Below are 23,776 nucleotides of genomic sequence, written 5' to 3'. Positions count from 1 at the left end.
CCATGGCAAACGTCGCATTCATCGGGCTCGGCAATATGGGCGGGCCGATGGCCGCCAATCTGGTCAAGGCCGGCCACAAGGTGACCGCGTTCGATCTGGTCGCAGCGTCTCGCGATCAGGCCAGGAGTGATGGCGCCGCGATCGCCGAGAGCAGCGTTGCTGCGGTGAAGGGCGCCGATGTCGTCATCACCATGCTGCCGGCCGGCAAGCACGTGCTCGGTGTCTGGAACGAGGTGCTGCCCGCGATGGCCAACGGCGCGCTGATCATCGACTGCTCGACCATCGACGTCGAAAGCGCAAAGCAGGCGCATGTGCTGGCTGCCAAGCACGGCATGGCCTCGGTCGATGCGCCGGTCTCCGGCGGCACCGGTGGCGCCAAGGGCGCGACGCTGACCTTCATGTGCGGCGGCGAGCCGAAGGCATTCGCGGCGGCCCAGCCGATGTTGGCAAACATGGGCAAGAAGATCGTGCATTGCGGCGCGGGCGGTGCAGGGCAGGCAGCCAAGATCTGCAATAATATGATCCTCGGTATTTCCATGATCGCGGTCGGCGAGGCTTTCGTGCTCGCCGAAAAGCTCGGCCTGTCGCACCAGGCGCTGTTCGACGTCGCCTCGACCTCGTCGGGACAGTGCTGGTCGCTGACGACCTATTGCCCGGTTCCCGGCCCGGTGCCGACGTCGCCGGCCAACAACGATTACAAGCCGGGTTTTGCTTCGAACCTGATGGTCAAGGACCTGACCCTGGCGCAGGACGCCGCCAATGCCGCCGGCGCGGTCACGCCGCTCGGCAAGCACGCGCAGGAGATCTATAAGACCTTCGACGCGTCGGGCCACGGCGGGGTCGACTTTTCCGGAATTATCCAGCACGTTAGGGCCCTTGCCCCGAAGTAAATCGCCGTCATCCTGAGATGCGAGCGGAGCGAGCCTCGAAGGATGGAAAGATGGTGTCCGTGGCCATCCTTCGAGACGCCGCGCAATGCGCGGCTCCTCAGGATGACGACAGAATACGTGGTGAAGCCGGATGACCACATTTCAGGACGCACGCGCCTTTCTGCTCAAGCACCGCACCGACTACGACGCCGCGGTGAAGGGATTTCGCTGGCCCGATCCGGTGCCGTTCAACTGGGCGCTCGATTGGTTCGATGCCGAACTGGCGCGAAATCTTGACAGCCGCGACCGGCCGGCGCTGTGGATCGTCGATGCCGCCAGCGGCAACGAGACCAAGCTGTCCTTCGCCGAGCTGTCGCGCCGCTCAAGCCAGGTTGCAAATTTCCTGCGCGCGCAGGGGCTGAAGCGCGGCGATCATCTGTTGCTGTTGCTCGGCAATGTCGTGCCGCTGTGGGAGACCATGCTGGCGGCGATGAAGCTCGGCGTCGTCGTGATCCCCGCCACCACGCTCTTGACCGCGGATGAATTGCGCGACCGGCTCGACCGCGGCAAGGCGAGGGCGGTGGTCGCCACGCAGGATCAGGTCGCGAAGTTCGTCGGCCTCGGCAGCGACAAGCTCGCCCGTATCGTGGTCGGCGCGACGCAGCCGCAGGACGGCTGGCTGCCGTTCGAGGATGCGGCGAAGGCGCCCGAGGCGTTCACGCCCGATGGCCCGACCAAGGCCGACGATCCGATGCTGCTCTATTTCACCTCGGGCACCACGGCAAAGCCGAAGCTGGTGCGGCACAGCCAGCGCAGCTATCCGGTCGGCCATCTCTCGACCATGTACTGGATCGGCCTGCAGCCCGGCGACATCCATCTCAACATCTCCTCGCCCGGCTGGGCCAAGCATGCCTGGAGCTGCTTCTTCGCGCCGTGGAATGCCGGCGCAACGATCTTTATCGCGAATCAGCCACGCTTCGAGGCGAAGGGACTGCTCTCGATCATCGGCCGCTGCGGAGTGACCACGCTGTGCGCGCCGCCCACGGTGTGGCGGATGTTCATCCAGGAGGACCTTGCGAGCTTCAAGGTCTCGCTGCGCGAGGTGTGCGGCGCCGGCGAGCCGCTCAATCCCGAGATCATCGACCAGGTCAAATCGGCCTGGGGGCTGACCATCCGCGACGGCTACGGCCAGACCGAAACCACCGCGCTGGCCGGCAACTCGCCGGGACAGAAGGTGAAGGTCGGCTCGATGGGCCGGCCGCTGCCGGGCTATCGCGTGCAGGTCACCGACAATGACGGCCACCCCGCGAAGGAAGGCGAGGTGACCTTGCTGCTCGGCGCAGACCGGCCGGCGGGCCTGATGCAGGGCTATCAGGGCGACGACGGCAAGCTGATCGGCACCGACGGCGAGATCTATCGCAGCGGCGACGTCGTGTTCACCGATGACGAGGGTTATCTGACCTTCGTGGGTCGCACCGACGACGTCTTCAAATCCTCCGACTACCGCATCTCACCGTTCGAGCTGGAGAGCGTGCTGCTCGAGCACGACGCGGTGGCCGAAGCCGCCGTGGTGCCGAGCCCGGACCCGATCCGGCTGGCGGTCCCGAAGGCCTATGTGCTGCTGGTATCAGGCGTCGAACGAACGCCGGAGACCGCGCTGTCGATCTTCAAACATTTGCACACGCGGCTCGCACCGTTTAAACGCATCCGCAAGCTCGAGCTGGTCACCGAACTGCCGAAGACGATTTCTGGAAAAATCCGTCGCGTGCAGTTGCGCCGGCTCGAACACGACGATGTCAGAAGCGATGCGTTGCGCGGGGTCGAGTTCCGCGAGGAAGAATTTCCGGAGCTGCAGAAGGTGCGGACCTCCGGTTAGCAGAGGTTAGCCAATGAACGAAGTCTGGAAGAAGCCGCCGGTGTCGCTGGAAACCTACCAGGGCATGGTCGGCAAGGAGATCGGCGTGTCCTCGTGGCACCTGCTCGATCAGGGCCGCATCGACACCTATGCCGACGTGATCGAGGATCACCAGTTCATTCACGTCGATCCCGAGCGCGCCAGGAAGGAGACCGCCTTCGGCACCACGATCGCGCATGGCTTCCTGACGATGTCGCTGATGTCGATCATGTCCTACGAGGTGATGCCGGTGCTCGAGGGCACCGCGATGGGCGTCAATTACGGCTTCGACAAGCTGCGCTTCATCTCGCCGGTGCGCTCGGGCAAGCGCGTCCGCGGCCGCTTCGTGCTGGCCGAAGCCACGCTGCGCAAGCCGAAGGAGTTGTTGTCGCGCACCAACGTCACGGTCGAGATCGAGGGCGAGGAAAAGCCCGCGCTGGTCGCCGACTGGCTCGGACTGATCTATTTCAGCTGAGGGTCACAAGACGCGGTTGTGTTGCAACCGCGAAGAGTTGCGCCACCTCTCCCGCAAGCGGGGGAGGTGCAGCGAGCCACCCCAATCTGATTTTTTTGGCGATGCTCTGCTCTGGCCCATGTGGCGCATTGACGGCTGTGTTCCCTGGTGTCCATGATGCCCGCTTTAGGCGGTGCGGTCCCGGGAGTGGCAGCCATGGTGCAAAACATCGTCGCCGGAATTGTCGTAGTCGCTTTGATTGTGATCGGTGCGATTAGCTACGCTCAAGAGCATCACGAGTGCTGGAGCGGACATCTGCTCAAAAGCCTGAAACCCTGCGGATCGATGACCCCTTCGGTCTAGCGCGCCCGCTGGCCGTCCTTGGCTGCCCCGGCCGGGCTTGACCCGGCCATCCATCGCTGCTCAAAAGCTGCCAATCGCGAGCGTCTCCACCCTCTCCCCTGTGGGAGAGGGTGGCTTCGCGGCACGCGAAGCCGGGTGAGGGGTCTGTCTCCACGCAAAGACTCTCGCTTGAGCTCGCGGAGACAGACCCCTCATCCGGCGCGCTGGCGCGCGCCACCTTCTCCCACAAGGGGAGAAGGGAAGAACAGGAATTTACGGCATGGCAATCAGGTTTGACGGACGCGTCGCTATCGTCACCGGCGCGGGCAATGGTCTCGGACGGGCGCATGCGCTGGGGCTCGCCAGCCGCGGCGCCAAGGTGGTGGTCAACGATTTCGGCGGCGCGCGCGACGGCACCGGTGGGTCGCTGTCGCCGGCCGAGACCGTGGTCGAGGAGATCCGGAAAGCCGGCGGCACCGCGATGGCCGACGGCGTCGACGTCTCGAACTTCGAGCAGGTCACCGCGATGGTCGAGCGCGCCACCAAGGAGTGGGGCAGCGTGGATCTCTTGTGCGCCAATGCCGGCATCCTGCGCGACAAGTCGTTCACCAAGCTCGAGGTCGCCGACTGGGCCAAGGTGCTCGACGTGCATCTCACCGGCACCTTCTACTGCTGCAAGGCGGTGTGGGCCGGCATGCGCGAGCGCAACTACGGCCGCATCGTGCTGACGACCTCGTCGTCCGGCCTGTTCGGCAATTTCGGCCAGGCCAATTACGGCGCGGCGAAGGCCGGCATGGTCGGCCTGATGAACGTGCTCGCCGAAGAGGGCCGCAAGAACAACATCAAGGTCAACACCATCTCGCCGACGGCGGCGACCCGCATGACCGAGGAACTGCTGCCGCCGCAGGCGCTGGCGCTGATGAAGCCGGAAGCGATCACGCCCGCGGTCGAATTCCTGCTCTCGGAGGACGCACCGACCCGCACCATCATGGGCGCCGGCGCCGGCTCGTTTGCCGTGATCCGCGTGCTGGAGACCGAAGGCGTCAACCTGCCGCAGTCCGAATGGACGCCGGACGGCGTCGCCGCTCACTTCAACGCGATCAGCGACATGTCGACCGCGACGGCGCTGCAGGGCGCGTTCGAGCAGACGCAGAAGTACGTCGCCCAGGCCGCCGCGCGGGCCGGGATCAAGCTCTGAGCATGAGCGTCGCCGTCATCGGAGCCGGACCTGCCGGCCTGATGGCGGCGGAGGTGCTCGCGCAAGGTGGCGCACAGGTCACCGTCTACGACGCGATGCCGTCGGCCGGCCGCAAGTTCCTGATGGCCGGCCGTGGCGGGCTCAATCTCACCCACTCCGAGCCGCTGCCGGATTTCCTTGCGCGCTATCGCGAGGCGATGCCGCATCTGAAGGCTGCGGTCGAGGCATTTCCGCCCGATGCCTTACGCGCCTGGAGCGATGCGCTGGGGCAGCCGACATTCGTCGGCAGCAGCGGCCGCGTATTCCCTGAGGCGTTCAAGGCATCGCCTCTCTTGCGCGCTTGGCTGCGGCGGCTCGATGCCGCCGGCGTTGCGTTCGCATTCCGGCATCGCTGGGCCGGATGGGACGCGCGCGGCGGACTGCTGTTCGAGACGCCGGACGGCCAGCGCACAGTCAATGCCGATGCAACCTTGCTGGCACTCGGCGGCGCGAGCTGGCCGCGGCTCGGCTCGGACGGCGCCTGGGCGGAGATCCTCACCGCGAAGGGCGTTGCCGTGGCGCCGATCAAGCCAGCCAATTCCGGCTTCACGGTTGCCTGGTCGAATATCTTCCGCGACCGGTTCGAGGGCCAGCCGCTCAAGGGCGTCGCGCTCACGATCGGCTCGCATACGGTGCGCGGCGAGGCCATCGTCACCGATGCCGGCATCGAAGGCGGTGCGATCTATGCGCTGTCGGCGGAATTGCGCGAGGCGGTGCTCGCGAAGGGAACGGCGACACTGACGGCGGCGTTGCGGCCCGATGCTGCGGGCGACGAACTGGTCGCGCGTCTGTCGGCGCCGAAGGGCAAGCAATCCCTTTCCAATTTCCTGCGCAAGGCCGCGCAGCTCTCGCCGGTCGGCATCGGGCTGTTGCAGGAGGCGACCGTCGCCGCCGGCCGTTCGCTGACCGCGCTGCCGCCGGCGGAATTGGCCGAGCTGATCAATGCGGTGCCGATCAAGGTCACCGGCGTGGCGCCGATCGCTCGCGCGATCTCGAGCGCCGGCGGGATCAGGTTCGACGAACTCGACACGCAGTTCATGCTGCGGCGGCTGCCCGGCGTCTTCGTGGCCGGCGAGATGCTCGATTGGGAAGCGCCGACCGGCGGCTATCTGTTGCAGGCGTCGTTTGCAACCGGCGTCGCAGCTGGGAGGGGCGTGTTACGATGGTTCGTGCAGAAATCGTAGCTCTGTAGGATGGGTAGAGCCAACGGGGCCGCGCTTTGCGCGGACCCGTTGGCTCTACCCATCCTACGCGATGCCGCTCATTCCGAGCCCGTCTTCGTCGCGATGTCCGTGATCAAGCCGAGCACACCGAACGCCGCAGCCACTGCGCACACAGCTGTCCAGCCACCAAAGCTCCACGCCGCGGATGCCGCTGCCGCGCCGACGGCGCCGCCGATGAAGAACAGCGCCACGAACAGGCCGTTGATGCGGCCGCGCGCCTCGGGGCGCAGCAGGTTGACGGCGCGGCGGCCGAGCGTCTGGTCGGTGGTGATGCCGAGATCGAGCAGGATGGTGCCGGCGCTCAGCACGACGAGTGCTGCGATCCGCGACTCCATCACCCCGGCCCACGCGCACAGCGCCAGCGATGCCGATATCAGGAGGTGCGAGCCGATCAGCATCGGCCGTGCCAGGCCACGGTCGCCCCAGCGGCCGGCCAGCGGTGTCGCGACAGCGCCGGCAACGCCGATCAGCGCGAACAGCGCGATCCCCCTGGCGTCGAGCTTGAACGGCGCATCCGGCAGGCGCAGCGCCACGGCGGCCCAGAACGCGGTGAACGAGGCCATCACCAGCGCCGCGGTCCAGGAGCGGACGCGCAGCACCGGCTCCTCGCGCAGCAGTGTCGGGAACGAACGCAGCAGCGCGCCGTAGCTGACCTTCGCTGCCGGCTGCAGCGTCGGCAGGGTGCGCGCCAGTGCGCCGGCGAGCACCGTCATCAGCACGGCCGAGGTGACATAGTAGCCGCGCCAGTTCCAGCTGTCCGCGATCAGGCTCGCCATCGGCCGCGACAGCAGGATGCCGATCATCAGGCCGCTCATCACATCGCCGATCGCCTGTCCCCGGCGCTCCGGCGGCACCATCGACGCCACCAGCGGCACCACCATCTGGATCGCGGCGCACGACGCGCCAAGGATGAAGGTGGCGGCCAGCAGGATCAGCGGCGTCGGCGCCATCGCGGTGCCGATCGCCGCGACGATAGCGCAGGCCAACGTGCGCAGGATCAGCCGCTTGTTCTCGACGAGGTCGACCAGCGGCACCAGCAGCAGCAGCCCGAGCGCGTAGCCGAGCAGGGTCAACGTCGAGATCAGGCCGGCCTCTAGCGCGGTCATGCCGAGCGAGCGGCCCATCAGGCCAACGAGGATCTGCGGCGCAAAGAGATTGGTGACGACGGTGCCGGTCGTGATGGCGCCGATCCAGATCAGCGGACGCACGGCGACGGTGCGCGCCGGGGAGAGTTTGGTGGCTTCGGAGATGGTCATGGGACCTCGCGATGGAGTGGCGAGGCCCCCTTTAGGGGATCGGGATAATATGCTACAATTCAAATAAGATGATGAAGAATATGCGAGATTATTATGAACACCCATGACCTCGTGGCGTTCGTCGCCGTCGTCGAGACCGGATCGATCGTCGCGGCCTCGGCGCGGCTGAACCTGACCCAGCCCGGCGTGACGCGGCGGATCCAGAATCTCGAGGAGATGCTCGGCGCGCAGCTGCTCGACCGGCTATCGAAGCCGCTGAAGCCGACGGCGGCGGGAATCGAGGCCTATGAGCAGGGCCGCCGGCTGCTGCGCATGCTCGACGACCTCAAGTCAGGCGTCGCCAATGACGGCGTGGTGCGCGGTGAGTTCAGGCTCGGCCTGACGCCGTTTTTGTCGGAGGCGGGGCTCACCGGTCCGCTCGACGCGGTGCGCGGCGAATTTCCGGCGCTGGCGGTGCGTGTCGTCTCGGGCTGGTCGCCCAACCACATGGAGCGGGTCAGCCGCAACGAGCTCGATGCCGCGGCGATCTGCCTTCCTGACGGCACGGCGCCGCCCGACGATCTCGCGGCCTGCGATCTCGGCGCGCAGCCGGTGGTGTTCGTCGTCGCGCGCGACATGAAGACGCCGAAGTCGGTCGATCTCGAATGGCTGTCGCGGACCGGATGGGTGATCAACCAGGACGGCTGCGGCTTTCGCCAGACGCTGAAGCGTCAATTCGATGCGGCGCATCTGCCGTTCAACATCGCGGTCGAGGCGCTCGACAGCGAGCTGCGGCTGTCGCTGGTGGCGCGCGGGCTCGGCATCGGCCTCGTGACGCCGGTGGCGCTGAAACGAAGCCCGATCCGTAGCCGGCTGAAGGCCGTGAAGATCGCGGATTTCAATCCCGCAGTCCGCGCCTGGATCGTGCATCGCCCGCCCGCCGGCCGCCTGGCGCGGCCGATCGAAGTGTTTCGCGCGGCGCTGGACCGCGAGCTGCAGGCGCTGATGCGGGAGTAAATGCGGAGTTCGTAGGATGGGTAGAGCGAAGCGAAACCCATCAACTTCGATCCGCAGTGACATGATGGGTTTCGCTACGCTCTACCCATCCTACAAGGTCTGTGTACGCGGCTACCGCAATTTCCCCCGCGCCGTCACCGGCAGCGCACCGATGATCTCGTCGCCGCGAACCATCACGACCTCGTCCATCATGTTGACGACGACGCAGACGTGATTGGGCACGATCCGCACCACGTCGCCGACATTGGGCCGCGTGTTGCTGCGAGACAGATCGAGGAAGCCGTGCTCCTCGGCGAAGCGCGCGATCCTGGCCTCCGGATGTTCGAGGATCAGGCCGTGGCCTTCGAGGCCGCCGGTGTCCGAGGTCAGCGTCTTGGAGCCGGCATCGAGGATGCCGCGCTCGGGGCCGGCGCGGCTGACGACGGTGGAATAAATATGCAGCGCGCAATCGTCCCAGGTCGCGACGCCGGCCGCGACCTGCATGCGGTCGTTGTAGATGTAAGTACCGAAGCGATGCTCGGTGCCGCCCTTCAGCTTGCCGAGGTTCTTCAGGTTCGGCGTGCCGCCGGTGGAGACGATGGTCGCGTCGAGGCCGTGGGCGCGAACGCCGGCCAGCGCCTCGTCGTAGAATTTCTGCGCATCGGCCCAGCCGGTCTCGGTCGGATACAGCATGAAGCCCGCGAAGCTGAGGCCTTTGGAGGCTGCGATCTCGCGCGCCAGCGCGATCGCCTCGGCCGGCGTCTCGACGCCGGCGCGCTTGCGGCCGGTGTCGCATTCGACCACGACCGAGAGCGGGCGGCCGGAGGCGGCGGCGGCCTTCGGCAGGTCGCCGACGACGACGGAATTGTCGGCGGCGACGGTGACGTTGGCCTTGCCTTGCAGCGCGCCGAGCCGTGCCATCTTCTCGTCGCCGAGCAGATTGTAGCTGATCAGGATGTTGTCGATGCCGGCGTCCGCCATGATCTCGGCCTCGCCGAGCTTCTGGCAGGTAATGCCTTTGGCGCCGGCCTTGATCTGCAGCTGCGCCAGCATCGGGTTCTTGTGTGTCTTGATGTGCGGGCGGTTGGCGACGCCGGCCTCATCGCAGGCCTTCTGGATGCGCGCGATGTTGCGCTCGACCCGGTCCATGTCGATCACGGCGCAGGGCGTGCCGTATTCCTTGGCGATCTTGGCGGCGAGGGGCGTGGTCATCGGGGCGGCTCCATTGCAGAGTTTCTGTCATTGCGAGCGGAGCGAAGCAATCCATCTGCCCGCATCTGCGGTTGCATGGATTGCTTCGTCGCTCCGCTCCTCGCAATGACGGCAAGAATCATTGTGTTCATGCCTGCTCGATCTCTTCGCGCAGCACCTCTAACTCGAGCCAGCGGTCCTCGGCGGCAGCGAGCTCTTGCTGTGCCTTTGCGATCGCGGCCGAGGCGGCGTCGAATTTCTTGCGATCCTTTGTATAGAGATCGGGATCGTCGAGCAGCTTCTGCTGCTTGGCGATCTCGTTGTGCAGCTTGTCGATCGTCTTCGGCAAGGTCTCCAGCGCGTGCTTCTCGTTGAAGCTCAGCCGGCGCCTCGGTGCTGCCTCGGGCGCCGCGGCTTTGGCTTCCTTCTTCTCTTCGGTCGCGGCTTCCGCCTTCACCGTCTCGCGCTTCACGTCGGCGCCGCGCTGCGCCAGCATGTCGGAATAGCCGCCGGCATATTCGATCCAGCGTCCCTGGCCTTCGGGCACGATCACCGAGGTCACGACGCGGTCGAGGAAGTCGCGGTCGTGGCTGATCAGGATCACGGTGCCCTCGTAATCGCCGAGCATGTCCTCGAGCACGTCGAGGGTTTCGAGGTCGAGGTCGTTGGTCGGCTCGTCCAGGATCAAGAGGTTCGACGGCTTGGCCAGCGCGCGCGCCAGCATCAGCCGGCCGCGCTCGCCGCCGGAGAGCGCTTCTAGCGGCGTGCCGCGCTGCTCTTGCGCGAACAGGAAGTCTTTCATATAGCCGATGACGTGCTTCGACTTGTCGCCGACCATGACGTGGTCGCCGCGGCCGCCGGTCAGCGCCTCGGCCAGCGTCAGCTTCGGGTCGAGGCTCTCGCGGTGCTGGTCGAGGGTTGCCATCTCGATATTGGCCCCGAGTCGCACCGAACCGGAGTCGGGCGGATCGTTGCCGATCAACAGATGCACCAATGTGGTCTTGCCGGCGCCGTTCGGGCCGACGATACCGAGCCGGTCGCCGCGCTGGATCCGGGTCGAGAAGCCGTCGACGATCTTGCGCTCGCCGAACGCCTTCGCGATGTTCTTGGCCTCGATCACCAGGCGGCCGGACTTCTCGGCTTCGGCGGCGGCGAGCGTGGCATTGCCGGTGGCGCCGCGATAGTTGCGGCGCTGGTCGCGCAGCGCAAAGAGATTGCCGAGCCGCTTGACGTTGCGCTTGCGGCGGCCGGAGACGCCGTAGCGCAGCCAGTGCTCCTCGTTGACGATCTTGCGGTCGAGCTTGTGCTGCTCGCGCTCTTCCTCCGCCAGCACCTCGTCGCGCCACGCCTCGAAGGCGCCGAAGCCGCGCTCGATCTGCCGGATCTGGCCACGGTCGAGCCAGGCCGTGGTGCGCGACAGATTGGTGAGGAAGCGGCGGTCGTGGCTGATCAGCACCAGCGCGCAGCGCCGGCTTTCCAGTTCGGCCTCGAGCCATTCGATGGTCGGCAGGTCGAGATGGTTGGTCGGCTCGTCCAGCAGCAGGATATCGGGCGAGGGCGCCAGCACGCGCGCCAGCGCCGCGCGGCGCGCCTCGCCGCCGGAGACATGCGCGGGATCTTCCTCGCCTGTGAGGCCGAGCTGCTCAAGCAGATAGCGTGCCTGGTAATGGTCGTCGCCGGGCCCGAGGCCGGCCTCGACATAGGCGAGCGTCGTCTTGTGCTCGCCGAAATCCGGCTCCTGCGGCAGATAGCGGATGGTGGCGCCGGGCTGCACGAAGCGGCTGCCGGCGTCAGGCTCGACCAGGCCGGCCGCGATCCGCAGCAGGGTCGACTTGCCGGAACCGTTGCGGCCGATCAGGCAGACGCGCTCGCCGGCGGAGACCGACAGCTCGACGCCCGTCAGCAGCGGCGTGCCGCCGAAGGTCAGGCTGATGTCCTTGAGCTGGATCAGAGGAGGCGGAGCCATCGCGCTAACCCGGCTGGCTCGCCTGCGCCTGCTCGGCGCGACGGCGCTGGATACGGCGGATGGTCTGGTCGAGCGTCGACAGGAAGGTCGAGCGGTCGCGCGGCGAATATGATTTCGGCCCGCCGGTGATCTCGCCCGACGAGCGCAGATCGGTCATCAGATTGCGCACCGCGAGCGTCATGCCGATCGACTGTTCGGTGAACGGCTTGCCGTTCGGCGCGATCACATCGGCGCCGGCCTTGACGCAGCGGCTCGCCAGCGGGATGTCCGCCGTGATCACGACGTCGCCTTCATGCACGCGTTCCGCGATCCAGTCGTCGGCGGCATCCATGCCGGAACCGGCGGCAATGCGCTCGATCAGCGGATCCTGCGGCACGCGGATGAAATTGCCCGCGACCACGCTGACGGGCACGCCGAGCCGGATCGCGACGCGATAGATCTCGTCCTTCACCGGGCAGGCGTCGGCGTCGACATAGATGCGGGTGGGAGCAGGGGTTTCAGTCATCGATTCCAGGGTTGGCAGGCGCGGCCTGCGTGTACTCCATCGGGCGGAAAATTGCGAGCAAAACGAGAGGCTTGTCAGGCTGACCGGTTCGACTACGATTGCCTGAGAAAAACAACGGAAATAAGGGGAAACCCCATGGATTCGAAGACGGCTTCGCTGACCTACCGCGTCTCGGCGTACAACACCTCGAAACTGTCGGAGAACAAGATCCACGACGACACGGTGGCCCGCAAGTTCGGCTTTTCCGGCGGGCTGGTGCCCGGCGTCGACGTGATGGCCTACATGATGCACCTGCCGGTCGAGAAATGGGGCCGCGACTTCCTCGCGCGCGGCCTGATCGAGGCGCGCTTCGTCAAGCCGGTCTATGACGGCGAGATCGCGGAATTGACCGGCCAGGAGACCGGCAATGGGCTGACGATCGAACTCCACAGCCGCGGCGAGCTCTGCGCGACCGGCACCGCATCGCTGCCGCCGTCGGCGCCGAAATTCGTGCTCGACGACTACAAGCAGGTCGCAGCGGTCGCCGAGCGCAAGCCGGTCAGCGCGTCGTCCTATGAAGAGGGCAAGTGGCTCGGCACCATCCCGCGCGACTGGTCGGGCGATGCCGCGAAGGAGTATCTCGCCGATATCAGGGAGACCGACCCGATCTACTTGCGCGAAGGTCTCGGCCATCCCGGCCTGCTGCCGCGGGTGATGAACAAGTTGCTGGTCGACAATGCGATCCTCGGGCCCTGGATCCATGTCGGCACCCGCATGCAGCTGCTGTCGGCGGGCAAGATCGGCGACGAATTGACCGCGCGCGCCAAGGTGACGGGCAATTACGACAAGAAGGGCCACCGCTTCGTCGAGCTCGACGCGCTGGTGCTCGGCAACGGTGTGCCGCTGGCGCATTGCTGGCACATCGCGATCACCCAGCCGCGCGAGCAGGCCGCGGCGTAACTTTCCACCTCTCCCCGTTCTTCACGGGGAGAGGTCGGATCGCATCGCAGATGCGATCCGGGTGAGGGGCAAGGCACAATTCCAGTTACAACGACCTTGCTCGCCGGATGGAGCCCCTCACCCCAGCCCTCTCCCCGCAAGAGCGGGGCGAGGGAGCAGGAGAGCCCTTATGCCGCGCTCGCCTTGGCGTCCTGGATCGCGCGCCAGACGCGTTCGGGCGTCAGCGGCATGTTGATGTGCTTGATGCCGTACTCCGACAGCGCGTCGACCACGGCGTTGACGATGCAGACGAGGCTGCCGGCGCAGCCGGCCTCGCCGCAGCCCTTGGTGCCGAGCGGGTTGGATTTCGCCGGCGAGGGATGATCGCCGACCAGCATCGACGGCACGTCGCCGGCACGCGGCAGCGCGTAGTCCATGAACGAGCCGGTGATCGGCTGGCCTGATGCGTCGTAGCTGACTTCCTCCATCAGCGCCTGGCCGATGCCCTGCGCGACGCCGCCATGCAGCTGGCCCGCGACGATCATCGGATTGACCACGACGCCGAAATCGTTGACCGCCGAGTAGCGCACGATCCGCGTCACGCCGGTGTCGGGATCGATCTCGACCTCGGCGACGTGGCAGCCGTTCGGGAACGTCGACGCCGTCTCCTTGGTGGCGTGATCGACGTCGAGCGTGTCCGGCGTGCCTTCCGGCATCTTGCCGGCACGCATCCGCTCGGCGAGCTCCATGATGCCGATCGAGCGGTCGGTGCCGGCGATGGTGAAGCGGCCGGCGCCGAATTCGATGTCGGCCTCGGAGGCCTCCAGCATGTGCGCGGCGGCCTTCTTGCCCTTCTCGACCACCAGCGCGGAAGCCTCGACGATCGCTTGCCCCGTCGCGGTGATCGAGCGCGAGCCGCCGGTGCCGTTGCCGAACCGCACCAGATCGCTGTCGCCCTGTTCGAGCGTGATCTTCTCGAAGGGCACCCCGAGCTGGTCGGACAGCACCTGTGCGAACGGCGTGGCGTGGCCCTGGCCGTAATCCAGCGTGCCGGTGGTGAGCTTCACCGCCCCGTCGGGCTCGAAGCTGATCTTGCCGAGCTCGCCGCTCGGCGGCGCGGTGACCTCGAGATAGGAGCCGACGGCGATGCCGCGCAGCTTGCCGCTCTTCTTGCTCTCCTTCTTGCGCTTGGCGAAGTTGTCGTAGTCGGAGATCTCCAGCGCCTTCTGGAACACGCCGGCGAAATCGCCGCTGTCATAGGTGACGCCGGACGCCGCCGGGAAGGGCAGCTGCGACGGCTTGATGAAATTGCGCTTGCGCAGCGTGAAGCGGTTGATGCCCATCTCGTCGGCGGCGGCATCGATCAGCCGCTCCATGTAGTAGTTGGCCTCGGGCCGGCCGGCGCCGCGATAGGCGCCCATCAGCGTGGTGTTGGTCAGGACCGTCTTGATGTCGACGCCGAGCAGCGGCGTGCGATAGACGCTGGCGAGGTTCTTGCCGGTGTTGAGCGACAGCGGGCCCGGCGCGACGCCGGTGATGTAGGCGCCGAGATTGCCGTAGCCGGACAGCCGCACCGCGAGGAACTTGCCGGCGGCATCGAGCGCGAGTTCGGCGTGGATCAGCTGCGCGCGGCCCTGGCTGTCGGAGAGGAAGCTGGTCGAGCGCTCGTCCAGCCACTTCACCGGACGGCCGAGCTCGCGCGCCGCATGCGCGATGCAGGTATATTCGGGATAGTTGAGGTTCTTCATCCCGAACGAGCCGCCGACATTGCCGGTGAGGATGCGGACGTTGTCGGCGGGCACGTTGAGCAGGCGCGCCAGGATCGTCTTGTTGCCGGAGACGCCCTGGGTCGGCACCTGCAGCGTGAAGCGTTCGGTTTTCTTGTCGTAATGCGCGAGGGCGACGCGCGGCTCCATCGAGACCACGGCGACGCGGGTGTTGACGATATCGAGCTTGGTGACGTGCGCCGCGCCGGCGAACGCCGCCTCGATCTTGGCGGTGTCGCCATAGTGATAGTCGAGCGCGACGTTATCAGGGATGTCGTCATAGAGCTGCGGCGCGCCGGGCGTGGCGGCTTCAGCTGCGTCGGTCACCGCGGGCAGCGGCTCGATATCGACCTCGACGGCCTCGGCGGCATCGCGCGCCTGCGCCGCGGTCTCCGCGACCACGAAGGCGACGGGATCGCCGACGAAGCGCACCTTGTCGGTCACGAGCGCGGGGCGGTTGGTCTGCTTGAGCGGGGAGCCATCGCGGTTCTTCAGCGGCAGGCCGCAGGTGAAGGGGTTGTAGCCGGCGGCCGCAAGGTCAGCGCCGGTCCAGACCCCGAGCACGCCCGGCATCGCCCCGGCCGCCGCCGTATCGATGCCCTTGATGATTCCGTGGGCATGCGAGGAGCGAACCATCCAGCAATAGGCCTGGCCGGGCAGCGAGAAATCGTCGGTGTATTTGCCCTTGCCGCGCACCAGGGTGTCGTCCTCCTTTCGTCGAACAGGCTGTCCGACACCGTATTTTTGCAGTGCGATAGCGTTTTCGAGGGAGGCAGGCGGCGTGTGATCTTGCATCGAAAATGACCTGAAATGCCCGGATTTGCTGGAGTTTGGGGGCGCTGAGGAGATAACGCACACCCCCCTTAACGACAACGCCCGATTGGGCATGGACCCAATGTGAACGGAGTTTGCGTAGGGCTTTGACGCTGCTAAAGTTTCCGTGAACGATAATTATTCGGCGGGCCTAAAGGATCCTACGGATCCCCTGGGGTCCCGCGGAAAGACAGTTTTGATGAACGACCATGTGCGGCTTTGCGACGGCCCCCCGGCCAGCGAAGCCCCGCCAGGGTTGGTTGCGGCAGCGGCGGAAAGTGGCGTCTACGCCGCGCTGGACCTTGGCACCAACAATTGCCGGCTGTTGATCGCCTGTCCCACCGGCGACGGGTTCCGCGTGGTCGATTCATTCTCGCGGATCATCAGGCTCGGCGAGGGCATCGCCGCCACGGGCTCGATCAGCGAGGCCGCGATTGAGCGGGCGATTGCCGCACTGGCCATCTGCAGCGACAAGATTCGCTATCGCAAGGCGCGCCGGCTCCGCCTGATCGCCACCGAGGCCTGCCGCGCCGCCGGCAATGCCGAGAGCTTCCGCGCGCGGGTGGCGGCCGAGACCGGCATCAAGCTCGAGGTGATCGATCGTGAGACCGAGGCGACGCTCGCGGTGATCGGCTGCTCGCCGCTGCTCGATCCGAAGGGGCGGGGCGCCATCCTGTTCGATATCGGCGGCGGCTCGACCGAGCTGGTGCGGATCGAGCGCGACCCCAACGCGCCCGACGCGGCGCCACGCATCAAGGCATGGATGTCGATCCCGCTCGGCGTCGTCACGCTGGCCGAACATTTCGGCGGCAAGAACGTCACCAGGGATCTGTATGCGCGGATGATCGATGAGGTTGCGCGGCACGTCGCGCCGTTCGCGGCCGAGCACGGCAAGGATCTGCGCGACATGCACATGCTCGGCACCTCCGGCACCGTGACCACGCTCGCCGGCGTGTTCCTCAATCTGTCGCGCTACGACCGCCGCCGCATCGACGGCATCTGGATGAACGATTGCGACGTTACCGCGACGATCCAGAAGCTGCTCGGCATGAGCTATGAGGCGCGCGTCAACAACAACTGCATCAGCGTCGAGCGCGCCGATCTGGTGCTCGCCGGCTGCGCGATCCTAGATGCGATCCGCAACGCGTTCCCGATGCCGCGGCTCCGCGTCGCTGATCGCGGCCTGCGCGAGGGCATGCTGGTCGAGATGATGCGCGAGGACGGCGCGCTGCGGGCGTGCTAGAGGTTCTCTTGCCTCGCCCCGCTTGCGGGGAGAGGCCGGATTGCATGTCAATGCAATCCGGGTGAGGGGGACTTTCCACGAGCGCAACTCTCACCTTCATTGCGGAACCAGCCCCTCACCCCAACCCTCTCCCCGCAAGAGCGGGGCGAGGGAGTAGAGAAGCAGTATGGCGAAAGACACCACCGGGCGGCTGCACGTCACGGTCAAGAGCGCCGGCAAGCGCAAGCTGTCGTCAAAACTCTGGCTCGAGCGCCAGCTGAACGATCCCTATGTCGCCAAGGCCAAGGCGATGGGCTACCGCTCCCGCGCAGCTTTCAAGCTGCTCGAGATCGACGACAAATACCGTCTGCTCAAGCCGGGCATGACCGTGGTCGACCTCGGCGCGGCGCCCGGCGGCTGGAGCCAGATTGCGGCCAAGCGGACCGGTGCTGTCGACGGCAAGGGCAAGGTGGTCGCAATCGATCTGCTGGAGATGGGCGAGATTCCCGGCGTCACCTTCGCGCAGCTCGACTTCCTCGACCACGACGCGCCGGAAAAACTGATCGCGATGATGGGCGGCCGCGCCGACATCGTGATGTCCGACATGGCCGCCAACACCACCGGCCATCGCAAGACCGATCAGCTGCGCATCATCGGCCTGGTCGAGACCGCCGCGCATTTCGCCGGCGAGGTGCTCAATCCCGGCGGCACGTTCCTGGCAAAGGTGTTCCAGAGCGGCGCCGACGCCGAGTTGGTGGCGCAGCTGAAGCGCGATTTCGCGACCGTCCGCCACGTCAAGCCGGCCGCCAGCCGGCAGGATTCGTCGGAGCGCTACGTGCTGGCGACGGGATTTCGCGGGCAGCAACAGCCGTCATTGCGCGGGGCGTAGCGGCGACGCGTTCGCCGAAGCCTCCGCGAAGGCAATCCAGATCCCTCATAGGGCCCGGCCGGAGCGCTGCCCGGTACGCGAGCGCGTCGCGAGCTGACCTGAATCCATTGGAACTCTTTCCGTTACGGCGTATTCTATCTTCCCGGCGCGGTCAGTTCGTTGCGTGTTTCGGCCTGGCGCCATGACAGGTTTGTGCAGCGAGCCGCGCCTCCGTCTTGCGGAGCTCTTCCGTGATGGAACGCAGGTCGAGCATAGGTAATCGCCTTCTGGCGGCCTTGCCGCCCGCCGACCTTGATTTGCTTGCGCCTCATCTCCGCAAGATATCGCTCGAACGCGACGCCGTGCTGGTGCGGTCGGGCGACCTCGTCGAACAGATCTATTTTCCCTGCACGGCATTGATCGCGTTCGTTATGGACATGCCGAACGGACAGGCCGTTGCGACGACAATGATCGGCAACGAGGGCGCCGCCGGCATCCTGTCGACACTCAGGTCGATACGCTCGCCGATGACCGCGGTGGTTCGCGTCGCGGGCACGACGTGGCAGATTTCGCCGGCACGATTTCACGCCGCGCTCGCGCACAGTCACGCGCTTGGCAGCGCGGTGCAGCTCCATATGCGGTCGCTGCTGGTTCAGTTCCAGCATATCGCGGCGTGCAATGCGCTCCATTCCGTGGAGGCCCGTCTGGCCCGGTGGTTGTTGCAGGTTCACGATCAGATCGGCGACGACACGCTGCCGTTGACGCAGGAGACGCTGTCGGAATTGCTCGGCGTGCGACGAACGACCGTGACCCACGTCGTGCACAAGCTTCGCGCCTCGGGCGCAATCCGCTCCAACCGGCGGAGCTCGATCGAGGTTGACAGGCCGCGGCTCGAAACCGCGGCCTGCGAGTGCTACGAGATCATGCGCGGCAGGATCGACCGCATCGTATCCGCGGAAGGGATGAGGTCGTCCGGTCACGGCGGGCCGCCACACGGACATCGGCGTTCGCACGCCGGACCGTGGACCAATGGCGACAAGGTTCATGCACATACCCGCGGCGCGGGTGCTGAGCGATCACGAAGCCATTGAATGCGGTTGCAACGCAGACGCGGGTGTCAGGACGCCTTGCGCAATTCGTGCTCGGGTTCGTGCACCCACGCGTCCCTGGCGAACCATTCGTGATTGGTCCGACAGCTCGTGCAATAGCTGCGCGAAAAGAACACGGTGCTGCACCGGAACGTCTCACGGTCGGATTTCATGCCGGTATTGATCGCACGTCCCGTCCGCGGGCATTTGATCATGATGACGCCCACCTTGGTCCTCCTCCAATGTCAGGAATTGCTGGTCCCGCGCACCGTCGGCTGGACCGTGCCTCTTCTGACGGAGACCCTTGGTCCAGCCGGCCTGGGAGCGGGGGGGGGGGCTCCTCAGGAAGGTGTTTTCAGGGCCTTGGCAAAGCTCTTCTTGATCGGCTCGGAGGTCTCGGTCGCGACTTTCTTCGCGATCTCCCAGAGCTCCTTGTTCTGCGCGGTCGTCGCTTCGAAATTCTTGCGGCCGTGATCGGCCGAAAGCTGGATGGCCTCCGACAGCGACCTGGTGCCGGCGAGTTCGGATATGAAAGCGAGGGCCGAACTGGCGTTGGAATGCGAGATCTCGATCACCTTGGCTGCGTAATCCGCAGCGCCCTTGGCGTTGACCGCATATGCCTCCTTGAGCAGGACGGAGATTTCCTCCGAGGCTTCCTTGACCTTCTCGAACTGCTCCCGTGCGCGTGTCGCATTTTGTTCGGCGATGCCCTGAAAGGCCTGGGGCAGCGCGAACAGGGGCAGGCTGAAGCCGCCGGCTTTCGGATTGTCGCTCACTTCATTCGTCTGGACGTCACTCACTGGCTCTGATCCTTTCAAGCGAAACAAAATCAAGGAAAATCGGCGCCTCGCAGTGCACGGACGCTGGGGAAGCGTAGCTGGAGCGCTCCCTTCCACCTGGTTTTTTTGCTGATGCCGGGTCACCGCGTGCTCGCTTGAGCAGGACTATGCAGGATCGGCGGTGCAGCTTCCGTTCGCTTTCTGACTCTCGCGGAGATTTTTTTCCGGGACGAAACGACCGTCGTATGGTGGCACTGTGGGGCGTTCGGCCACCGATCGCGGCGGAGGCGCAGCCGATGCGGCTGGACATCCCGACCGCTTGCCTCAGGAGGGTGGGTAGTCGGGTGTCATCCCGATCTGAAGGCGCGCAGCACGACATTTCGACGCGACTGCTTGGAACCTCGGTGCGCGGCTGGAGTCGACTCCTTTGCTCCCGGCCAATGCCCCCCAAGCCCACCGGGAGAAAACCCCAACTGGGTTGGCGGCCTTGGTGCAGCGTCAGGTTTCGCGCACTGGGGCCGTTTCTTGCAGGACTGGAAAATCGGGCGACGCAAGCGCATATTTCCCAGATGGCGACCATTGTTCAATGCAATTGCGGCGCCGAGTACAGACGCACCGAAGAGAAGTTCTTGGTGCCGCATACGGGTGATGCGATCTGCACGGTCTGCGGAGCTGCGCTGGAATCGTGGTTGGAAGCGACCCACGTTCCTACATACGAACTAATCGAACGTCCGGATCGAGGACAGCCAGGCGGAATGACCGGCCACCCCTGATGGCCTGGTCGTGACCTGACGGCGACTCGCGGTGTCCGTGCTTCGGAGACGGCTCGTTCGATCGACTAGCCGAGCCGCTGATCGCGTGCGTTCTGGGTGTCCTCGGTGGCGACCTTGACGGCTTCCGTCGCGGCGCGCTTCTCGGCGCCCTTGCGGCTCGAGATGTCGATCGCCTTGCGGCCGGCGATCTCGTTGCCGGCCTCAGCCGGCATCTGCCAGAAGAACCAGGCCGAGGCCGCCGAGATCAGCGAGACCACGATGAAGGCCGGCGCGAACACGTCGGCGGAGAGCTCGGTCTGGTGGTGCAGCGCCAGCGTGGTTTCAACCGAGAACGCGCCGACCGCGACGCCCGCGGACACCGCGAGCTGCTGGTTGACGCTGACGAGGGTGGTGGCCCGGCTCATCTGCGGCGCCTCGACCTCGGCATAGGCCACCGTGTTGATCGCGGTGAACTGCAGCGAGCGGAAGAAGCCGCCGACCACCAGGATGGTGAAGATCAGCATCAGCGGCGTCGAGATCGTGAACAGGGCGCAGGCGGCGAGGAAGGCCGAACTGACCACCGCGTTGACGGTCATCATGTTGCGGAAGCCGAAGGCGCGGATGATGCGCGCCGCCAGCGTCTTCATGCCCATGGCGCCGACCGCCGACGCAAAGGTGACGAGACCGGACTGGAACGGCGACAGGCCGAAGCCGACCTGCATCAACAGCGGCAGCAGGAATGGCAGCGCGCCGATGCCGAGCCGGAACATGAAGCCGCCGACGATCGACGCGCGCATGGTCGGCAGCCGCAGCAAGCCGAAATCGAGCACCGGCGAACCGGTCCGCCGTGCGTGGATGACGTAAAGCGTCATCGAGACCGTGCCGACACCGACCAGCACGGCGACGATCGGCCACGGCAGCAGATTGAGCCCGGCCACCGACAGCCCGAAGGCGATGCCGGCGAGGCCGATCCCGGCCAGCACCAGTCCCACGAGATCGAAGCGCTCGGGATCCTCGCTCTTGATCGGATCGATGTATTTCAGCGCCAGGAAGATGCCGAGCAGCCCGATCGGGATGTTGATCAGGAAGATCCAGTGCCAGGAGAAATAGGTGGTGATGAAGCCGCCGAGCGGCGGCCCGATCACCGGGCCGATCAGCGCCGGGACCGTCACCCAGGCCATCGCGTTGACCAGCGCACTCTTGTCGACCGAGCGCAGCAGCACCAGCCGCCCGACCGGGGTCATCATCGCCCCGCCGAGGCCCTGCAGGATGCGGGCGAACACGAAATCGGTCACCGAGGACGACAGTGCGCAGCCGATCGAGCCCAGCATGAACACGCCGACGGCGCCGGCAAACACGATGCGGGCGCCGAAGCGGTCCGCGGTCCAGCCGCTCGCCGGGATGAACACCGCGAGCGACAGCAGATAGGAGGTGATGGCCAGTTTCAACGTCAGCGGGCTGGTGCCGATATCGGCGGCGATCGCCGGCAGCGAGGTCGCGATCACCGTGGAGTCCATGTTCTCCATAAACAGGGCGGTGGCCACGATGAGCGGGATCAGGCGTTGCTTGTTCATCAAAACAGGACAGCTGTGCTGAAAAGGCGGGCGAGCGGGCCATATCATCCCGCCCAGGGCCACGCTATTGCGGAACCGGCCAAACGCCCTAAATCCTGCGTGACGCTGGTATGCATCCGCCCGTGTCCAAAGGTTCGCCGTGATCTACGTCCTTGCCGCCCTCTTGCCGCCGATCGGACTGCTCCTGAACGGACAGCCGTTTTCGGCCATCTTTAATCTGGTCCTGATCGTGTTTTGCGCGATTTTAGGGCTGTTTTTCCACGTGTTGCTGCTGGTGCCGTCGGCCCATGCCGTGATCGCGGTCCACATGAAGCGCGAGGACCGGCGCCATCGCGAAATGGTCGAGGCGATCCGCCGCCATGGGCCGCCGCCGGGTTACCGGGCGCCCTGAACCGGACCCTAAAAAGGCCTGTGCATGGCTGGCAAACACTTTGATTCGTCATGCCGCCATGCTATCGACCAGCGTCAACCCCACCGATGGGCGCCGATTCGACGGTGACGCAGCGAGCGTCGCCGCAGGTAGCGTTCATCCGTAAGACCATCGCGGCTGGGCCGCAGATAAAGGAGTTGGCAATGGCCACGGGATTTCCGGCTATCCGCGAAGCCTTCACGTTCGACGATGTGCTGCTGAAGCCCGGTTTGTCCGACGTGCTTCCCTCGGAAGTCGATATTCGCTCGCGCGTCACCCGCGCGATCTCGCTCAACATCCCGATCATGGCGTCCGCGATGGACACCGTCACCGAGGCGCGCATGGCGATCGCGATGGCGCAGGCCGGCGGTCTCGGCGTCATCCACCGCAACTTCGATCCGGAAGGGCAGGCCGCGCAGGTGCGGCAGGTCAAGAAGTTCGAGTCCGGCATGGTGGTCAATCCGCTGACCATCGGCCCCGACGCCACGCTGGCCGATGCGCTGACCCTGATGAAGGAGAACGGCATCTCGGGCATTCCGGTCGTCACCGGTGCCGCCAAGAACGTGCCGGGCAAGCTGGTCGGCATCCTGACCAACCGCGACGTGCGCTTCGCCAGCGATCCCCGGCAGAAGGTCTCGGAGCTGATGACGCACGAGAACCTCGTCACGGTGCGCGAGGGCGTCGGCCAGGACGAGGCGAAGCGGATGCTGCACAAGCATCGCATCGAGAAGCTGCTCGTCGTCGACGACCAGTATCGCTGCGTCGGCCTGATCACCGTCAAGGACATCGAGAAGGCGGTCGCCCATCCGCTCGCCTGTAAGGACGAGCACGGCCGCCTGCGCGTCGCCGCCGCCACCACGGTCGGCGAGACCGGCTATGAACGCACCGAGCGGCTGATCGATGCCGGCGTCGACGTCGTCGTGGTCGATACCGCGCACGGCCATTCGCGCCACGTGCTCAACGCCGTCAACCGCATCAAGCGGCTCTCCAACGCGGTGCAGGTGGTGGCCGGCAACGTCGCGACCGAGGGCGGCGCGCAGGCGCTGATCGATGCCGGCGCCGACTGCATCAAGGTCGGCATCGGCCCCGGCTCGATCTGCACCACGCGCATCGTCGCCGGCGTCGGCGTGCCGCAGCTCACCGCGATCATGGACGCGGTCGCGGCCGCGAAGAAGGCCGACGTGCCCGTGATCGCCGACGGCGGCATCAAATATTCCGGCGACCTCGCCAAGGCGCTCGCCGCCGGTGCCGACATCGCCATGGTCGGCTCGCTGCTCGCCGGCACCGACGAGACGCCGGGCGAAGTCTTCCTGTGGCAGGGCCGCTCCTACAAGGCCTATCGCGGCATGGGCTCGGTCGGCGCGATGGCGCGCGGCTCGGCCGACCGCTACTTCCAGCAGGACATCAAGGACACGCTGAAGCTCGTCCCCGAAGGCATCGAGGGCCAGGTGCCCTACAAGGGCCCGGTCGGCAATGTGATGCATCAGCTCGCCGGCGGTCTCAGGGCGGCGATGGGCTATGTCGGCGCCAAGGACATCAGGGATTTCCACGACAAGGCCGAATTCGTCCGCATCACCGGCGCCGGCCTGCGCGAGAGCCACGTCCATGACGTCACCATCACGCGCGAAGCCCCGAACTATCCGGGCGGGGTGTAAGCACAAGCACCGTCATTCCG

20 protein-coding genes are annotated in these 23,776 nt (G+C 66.1%); 13 read left to right on the top strand and 7 right to left on the bottom strand.

Going from position 1 to position 23,776, the window contains the following annotated elements:
• Window positions 1-2 precede the first annotated feature (2 nt).
• From mmsB to ACVIYL_RS36220, 6 genes are all read left to right on the top strand, one after another.
• On the top strand, window positions 3-890 hold the full coding sequence (mmsB, locus tag ACVIYL_RS36245) for a 3-hydroxyisobutyrate dehydrogenase (protein ID WP_076826580.1): 888 nt from the start codon (window positions 3-5) through the stop codon (window positions 888-890).
• A gap of 130 nt (window positions 891-1,020) precedes the next feature.
• Window positions 1,021-2,745 carry an AMP-binding protein gene (locus tag ACVIYL_RS36240; RefSeq protein ID WP_456780850.1) on the top strand — a complete coding sequence of 575 codons (1,725 nt, stop codon included), beginning with the start codon at window positions 1,021-1,023 and terminating at the stop codon, window positions 2,743-2,745.
• A 13-nt stretch (window positions 2,746-2,758) separates the two neighbouring features.
• Window positions 2,759-3,238, top strand: a complete 480-nt coding sequence (locus ACVIYL_RS36235) for a MaoC family dehydratase (protein ID WP_016846543.1) — start codon at window positions 2,759-2,761, stop codon at window positions 3,236-3,238.
• 195 nt (window positions 3,239-3,433) lie between these two features.
• A complete protein-coding gene (locus tag ACVIYL_RS36230; protein ID WP_225159189.1) occupies window positions 3,434-3,580 on the top strand; it encodes a hypothetical protein in 147 nt (48 codons plus the stop codon).
• Between the two features lie 259 nt (window positions 3,581-3,839).
• Window positions 3,840-4,757 carry an SDR family NAD(P)-dependent oxidoreductase gene (locus ACVIYL_RS36225; RefSeq protein ID WP_456780849.1) on the top strand — a complete coding sequence of 306 codons (918 nt, stop codon included), beginning with the start codon at window positions 3,840-3,842 and terminating at the stop codon, window positions 4,755-4,757.
• Between the two features lie 2 nt (window positions 4,758-4,759).
• Window positions 4,760-5,980 carry an NAD(P)/FAD-dependent oxidoreductase gene (locus ACVIYL_RS36220; protein ID WP_456780848.1) on the top strand — a complete coding sequence of 407 codons (1,221 nt, stop codon included), beginning with the start codon at window positions 4,760-4,762 and terminating at the stop codon, window positions 5,978-5,980.
• Window positions 5,981-6,057: 77 nt separating this feature from the next.
• Here the strand turns inward: ACVIYL_RS36220 and ACVIYL_RS36215 are convergent, their stop codons facing one another.
• Window positions 6,058-7,275, bottom strand: coding sequence for an MFS transporter (locus ACVIYL_RS36215; protein WP_310882388.1), 1,218 nt, complete (start codon window positions 7,273-7,275; stop codon window positions 6,058-6,060).
• Between the two features lie 93 nt (window positions 7,276-7,368).
• On the opposite strand from ACVIYL_RS36215, the gene ACVIYL_RS36210 reads away from it, so the two are divergent.
• Entirely contained in the window at window positions 7,369-8,271 is a 903-nt protein-coding gene (locus ACVIYL_RS36210) for a LysR family transcriptional regulator (protein ID WP_092081807.1), read from the top strand.
• 111 nt (window positions 8,272-8,382) lie between these two features.
• Here the strand turns inward: ACVIYL_RS36210 and ACVIYL_RS36205 are convergent, their stop codons facing one another.
• The 3 genes from ACVIYL_RS36205 to ACVIYL_RS36195 all read right to left on the bottom strand — a co-directional run bounded on the left by ACVIYL_RS36205 (window position 8,383) and on the right by ACVIYL_RS36195 (window position 11,912).
• Complete coding sequence (locus ACVIYL_RS36205; RefSeq protein WP_225641319.1) at window positions 8,383-9,462, bottom strand: D-TA family PLP-dependent enzyme; 1,080 nt, start codon at window positions 9,460-9,462, stop codon at window positions 8,383-8,385.
• A gap of 127 nt (window positions 9,463-9,589) precedes the next feature.
• On the bottom strand, window positions 9,590-11,407 hold the full coding sequence (locus ACVIYL_RS36200) for an ABC-F family ATP-binding cassette domain-containing protein (protein WP_456780847.1): 1,818 nt from the start codon (window positions 11,405-11,407) through the stop codon (window positions 9,590-9,592).
• A gap of 4 nt (window positions 11,408-11,411) precedes the next feature.
• Window positions 11,412-11,912 (bottom strand): YaiI/YqxD family protein, encoded by a 501-nt coding sequence (locus ACVIYL_RS36195; RefSeq protein ID WP_456780846.1) that lies wholly within the window; start codon window positions 11,910-11,912, stop codon window positions 11,412-11,414.
• Between the two features lie 135 nt (window positions 11,913-12,047).
• Here ACVIYL_RS36195 and ACVIYL_RS36190 point away from each other — a divergent pair, with 135 nt between their 5' ends.
• A complete protein-coding gene (locus tag ACVIYL_RS36190; RefSeq protein WP_456780845.1) occupies window positions 12,048-12,851 on the top strand; it encodes a hypothetical protein in 804 nt (267 codons plus the stop codon).
• A 167-nt stretch (window positions 12,852-13,018) separates the two neighbouring features.
• Here ACVIYL_RS36190 and ACVIYL_RS36185 read toward each other — a convergent pair whose 3' ends face one another.
• Window positions 13,019-15,391, bottom strand: a complete 2,373-nt coding sequence (locus ACVIYL_RS36185) for a xanthine dehydrogenase family protein molybdopterin-binding subunit (RefSeq protein WP_456780844.1) — start codon at window positions 15,389-15,391, stop codon at window positions 13,019-13,021.
• 217 nt (window positions 15,392-15,608) lie between these two features.
• On the opposite strand from ACVIYL_RS36185, the gene ACVIYL_RS36180 reads away from it, so the two are divergent.
• The 3 genes from ACVIYL_RS36180 to ACVIYL_RS36170 all read left to right on the top strand — a co-directional run bounded on the left by ACVIYL_RS36180 (window position 15,609) and on the right by ACVIYL_RS36170 (window position 18,590).
• Entirely contained in the window at window positions 15,609-16,652 is a 1,044-nt protein-coding gene (locus ACVIYL_RS36180; RefSeq protein ID WP_456780843.1) for a Ppx/GppA phosphatase family protein, read from the top strand.
• A gap of 166 nt (window positions 16,653-16,818) precedes the next feature.
• Window positions 16,819-17,520 (top strand): RlmE family RNA methyltransferase, encoded by a 702-nt coding sequence (locus tag ACVIYL_RS36175; protein ID WP_456780842.1) that lies wholly within the window; start codon window positions 16,819-16,821, stop codon window positions 17,518-17,520.
• 233 nt (window positions 17,521-17,753) lie between these two features.
• Complete coding sequence (locus tag ACVIYL_RS36170) at window positions 17,754-18,590, top strand: Crp/Fnr family transcriptional regulator (RefSeq protein WP_456781923.1); 837 nt, start codon at window positions 17,754-17,756, stop codon at window positions 18,588-18,590.
• Window positions 18,591-18,928: 338 nt separating this feature from the next.
• On the opposite strand, the gene ACVIYL_RS36165 is transcribed toward ACVIYL_RS36170, so the two are convergent.
• On the bottom strand, window positions 18,929-19,510 hold the full coding sequence (locus ACVIYL_RS36165; protein ID WP_456780841.1) for a phasin: 582 nt from the start codon (window positions 19,508-19,510) through the stop codon (window positions 18,929-18,931).
• A gap of 694 nt (window positions 19,511-20,204) precedes the next feature.
• The gene (locus tag ACVIYL_RS36160; protein WP_456780840.1) at window positions 20,205-21,692 is read right to left on the bottom strand and encodes a DHA2 family efflux MFS transporter permease subunit; all 1,488 of its coding nucleotides are present in this window, start codon (window positions 21,690-21,692) and stop codon (window positions 20,205-20,207) included.
• 139 nt (window positions 21,693-21,831) lie between these two features.
• On the opposite strand from ACVIYL_RS36160, the gene ACVIYL_RS36155 reads away from it, so the two are divergent.
• A complete protein-coding gene (locus ACVIYL_RS36155; protein ID WP_456780839.1) occupies window positions 21,832-22,083 on the top strand; it encodes a hypothetical protein in 252 nt (83 codons plus the stop codon).
• Between the two features lie 182 nt (window positions 22,084-22,265).
• Window positions 22,266-23,756, top strand: coding sequence for an IMP dehydrogenase (guaB, locus tag ACVIYL_RS36150; protein ID WP_028335041.1), 1,491 nt, complete (start codon window positions 22,266-22,268; stop codon window positions 23,754-23,756).
• Window positions 23,757-23,776: the final 20 nt, after the last annotated feature.

This window comes from Bradyrhizobium sp. USDA 3315, from assembly GCF_054056795.1.
This window is presented reverse-complemented; position numbering and strand designations above follow the sequence as displayed.

What these genes read in the sequence shown, in the direction of transcription:
- mmsB (WP_076826580.1), top strand. Translation starts at nt 3, where the DNA reads ATGGCAAACGTCGCATTCATCGGGCTCGGCAATATGGGCGGGCCGATG.
- ACVIYL_RS36240 (WP_456780850.1), top strand. Translation starts at nt 1,021, where the DNA reads ATGACCACATTTCAGGACGCACGCGCCTTTCTGCTCAAGCACCGCACC.
- ACVIYL_RS36235 (WP_016846543.1), top strand. Translation starts at nt 2,759, where the DNA reads ATGAACGAAGTCTGGAAGAAGCCGCCGGTGTCGCTGGAAACCTACCAG.
- ACVIYL_RS36230 (WP_225159189.1), top strand. Translation starts at nt 3,434, where the DNA reads ATGGTGCAAAACATCGTCGCCGGAATTGTCGTAGTCGCTTTGATTGTG.
- ACVIYL_RS36225 (WP_456780849.1), top strand. Translation starts at nt 3,840, where the DNA reads ATGGCAATCAGGTTTGACGGACGCGTCGCTATCGTCACCGGCGCGGGC.
- ACVIYL_RS36220 (WP_456780848.1), top strand. Translation starts at nt 4,760, where the DNA reads ATGAGCGTCGCCGTCATCGGAGCCGGACCTGCCGGCCTGATGGCGGCG.
- ACVIYL_RS36215 (WP_310882388.1), bottom strand. Translation starts at nt 7,275, where the DNA reads ATGACCATCTCCGAAGCCACCAAACTCTCCCCGGCGCGCACCGTCGCC.
- ACVIYL_RS36210 (WP_092081807.1), top strand. Translation starts at nt 7,369, where the DNA reads ATGAACACCCATGACCTCGTGGCGTTCGTCGCCGTCGTCGAGACCGGA.
- ACVIYL_RS36205 (WP_225641319.1), bottom strand. Translation starts at nt 9,462, where the DNA reads ATGACCACGCCCCTCGCCGCCAAGATCGCCAAGGAATACGGCACGCCC.
- ACVIYL_RS36200 (WP_456780847.1), bottom strand. Translation starts at nt 11,407, where the DNA reads ATGGCTCCGCCTCCTCTGATCCAGCTCAAGGACATCAGCCTGACCTTC.
- ACVIYL_RS36195 (WP_456780846.1), bottom strand. Translation starts at nt 11,912, where the DNA reads ATGACTGAAACCCCTGCTCCCACCCGCATCTATGTCGACGCCGACGCC.
- ACVIYL_RS36190 (WP_456780845.1), top strand. Translation starts at nt 12,048, where the DNA reads ATGGATTCGAAGACGGCTTCGCTGACCTACCGCGTCTCGGCGTACAAC.
- ACVIYL_RS36185 (WP_456780844.1), bottom strand. Translation starts at nt 15,391, where the DNA reads ATGCAAGATCACACGCCGCCTGCCTCCCTCGAAAACGCTATCGCACTG.
- ACVIYL_RS36180 (WP_456780843.1), top strand. Translation starts at nt 15,609, where the DNA reads ATGAACGACCATGTGCGGCTTTGCGACGGCCCCCCGGCCAGCGAAGCC.
- ACVIYL_RS36175 (WP_456780842.1), top strand. Translation starts at nt 16,819, where the DNA reads ATGGCGAAAGACACCACCGGGCGGCTGCACGTCACGGTCAAGAGCGCC.
- ACVIYL_RS36170 (WP_456781923.1), top strand. Translation starts at nt 17,754, where the DNA reads ATGGAACGCAGGTCGAGCATAGGTAATCGCCTTCTGGCGGCCTTGCCG.
- ACVIYL_RS36160 (WP_456780840.1), bottom strand. Translation starts at nt 21,692, where the DNA reads ATGAACAAGCAACGCCTGATCCCGCTCATCGTGGCCACCGCCCTGTTT.
- guaB (WP_028335041.1), top strand. Translation starts at nt 22,266, where the DNA reads ATGGCCACGGGATTTCCGGCTATCCGCGAAGCCTTCACGTTCGACGAT.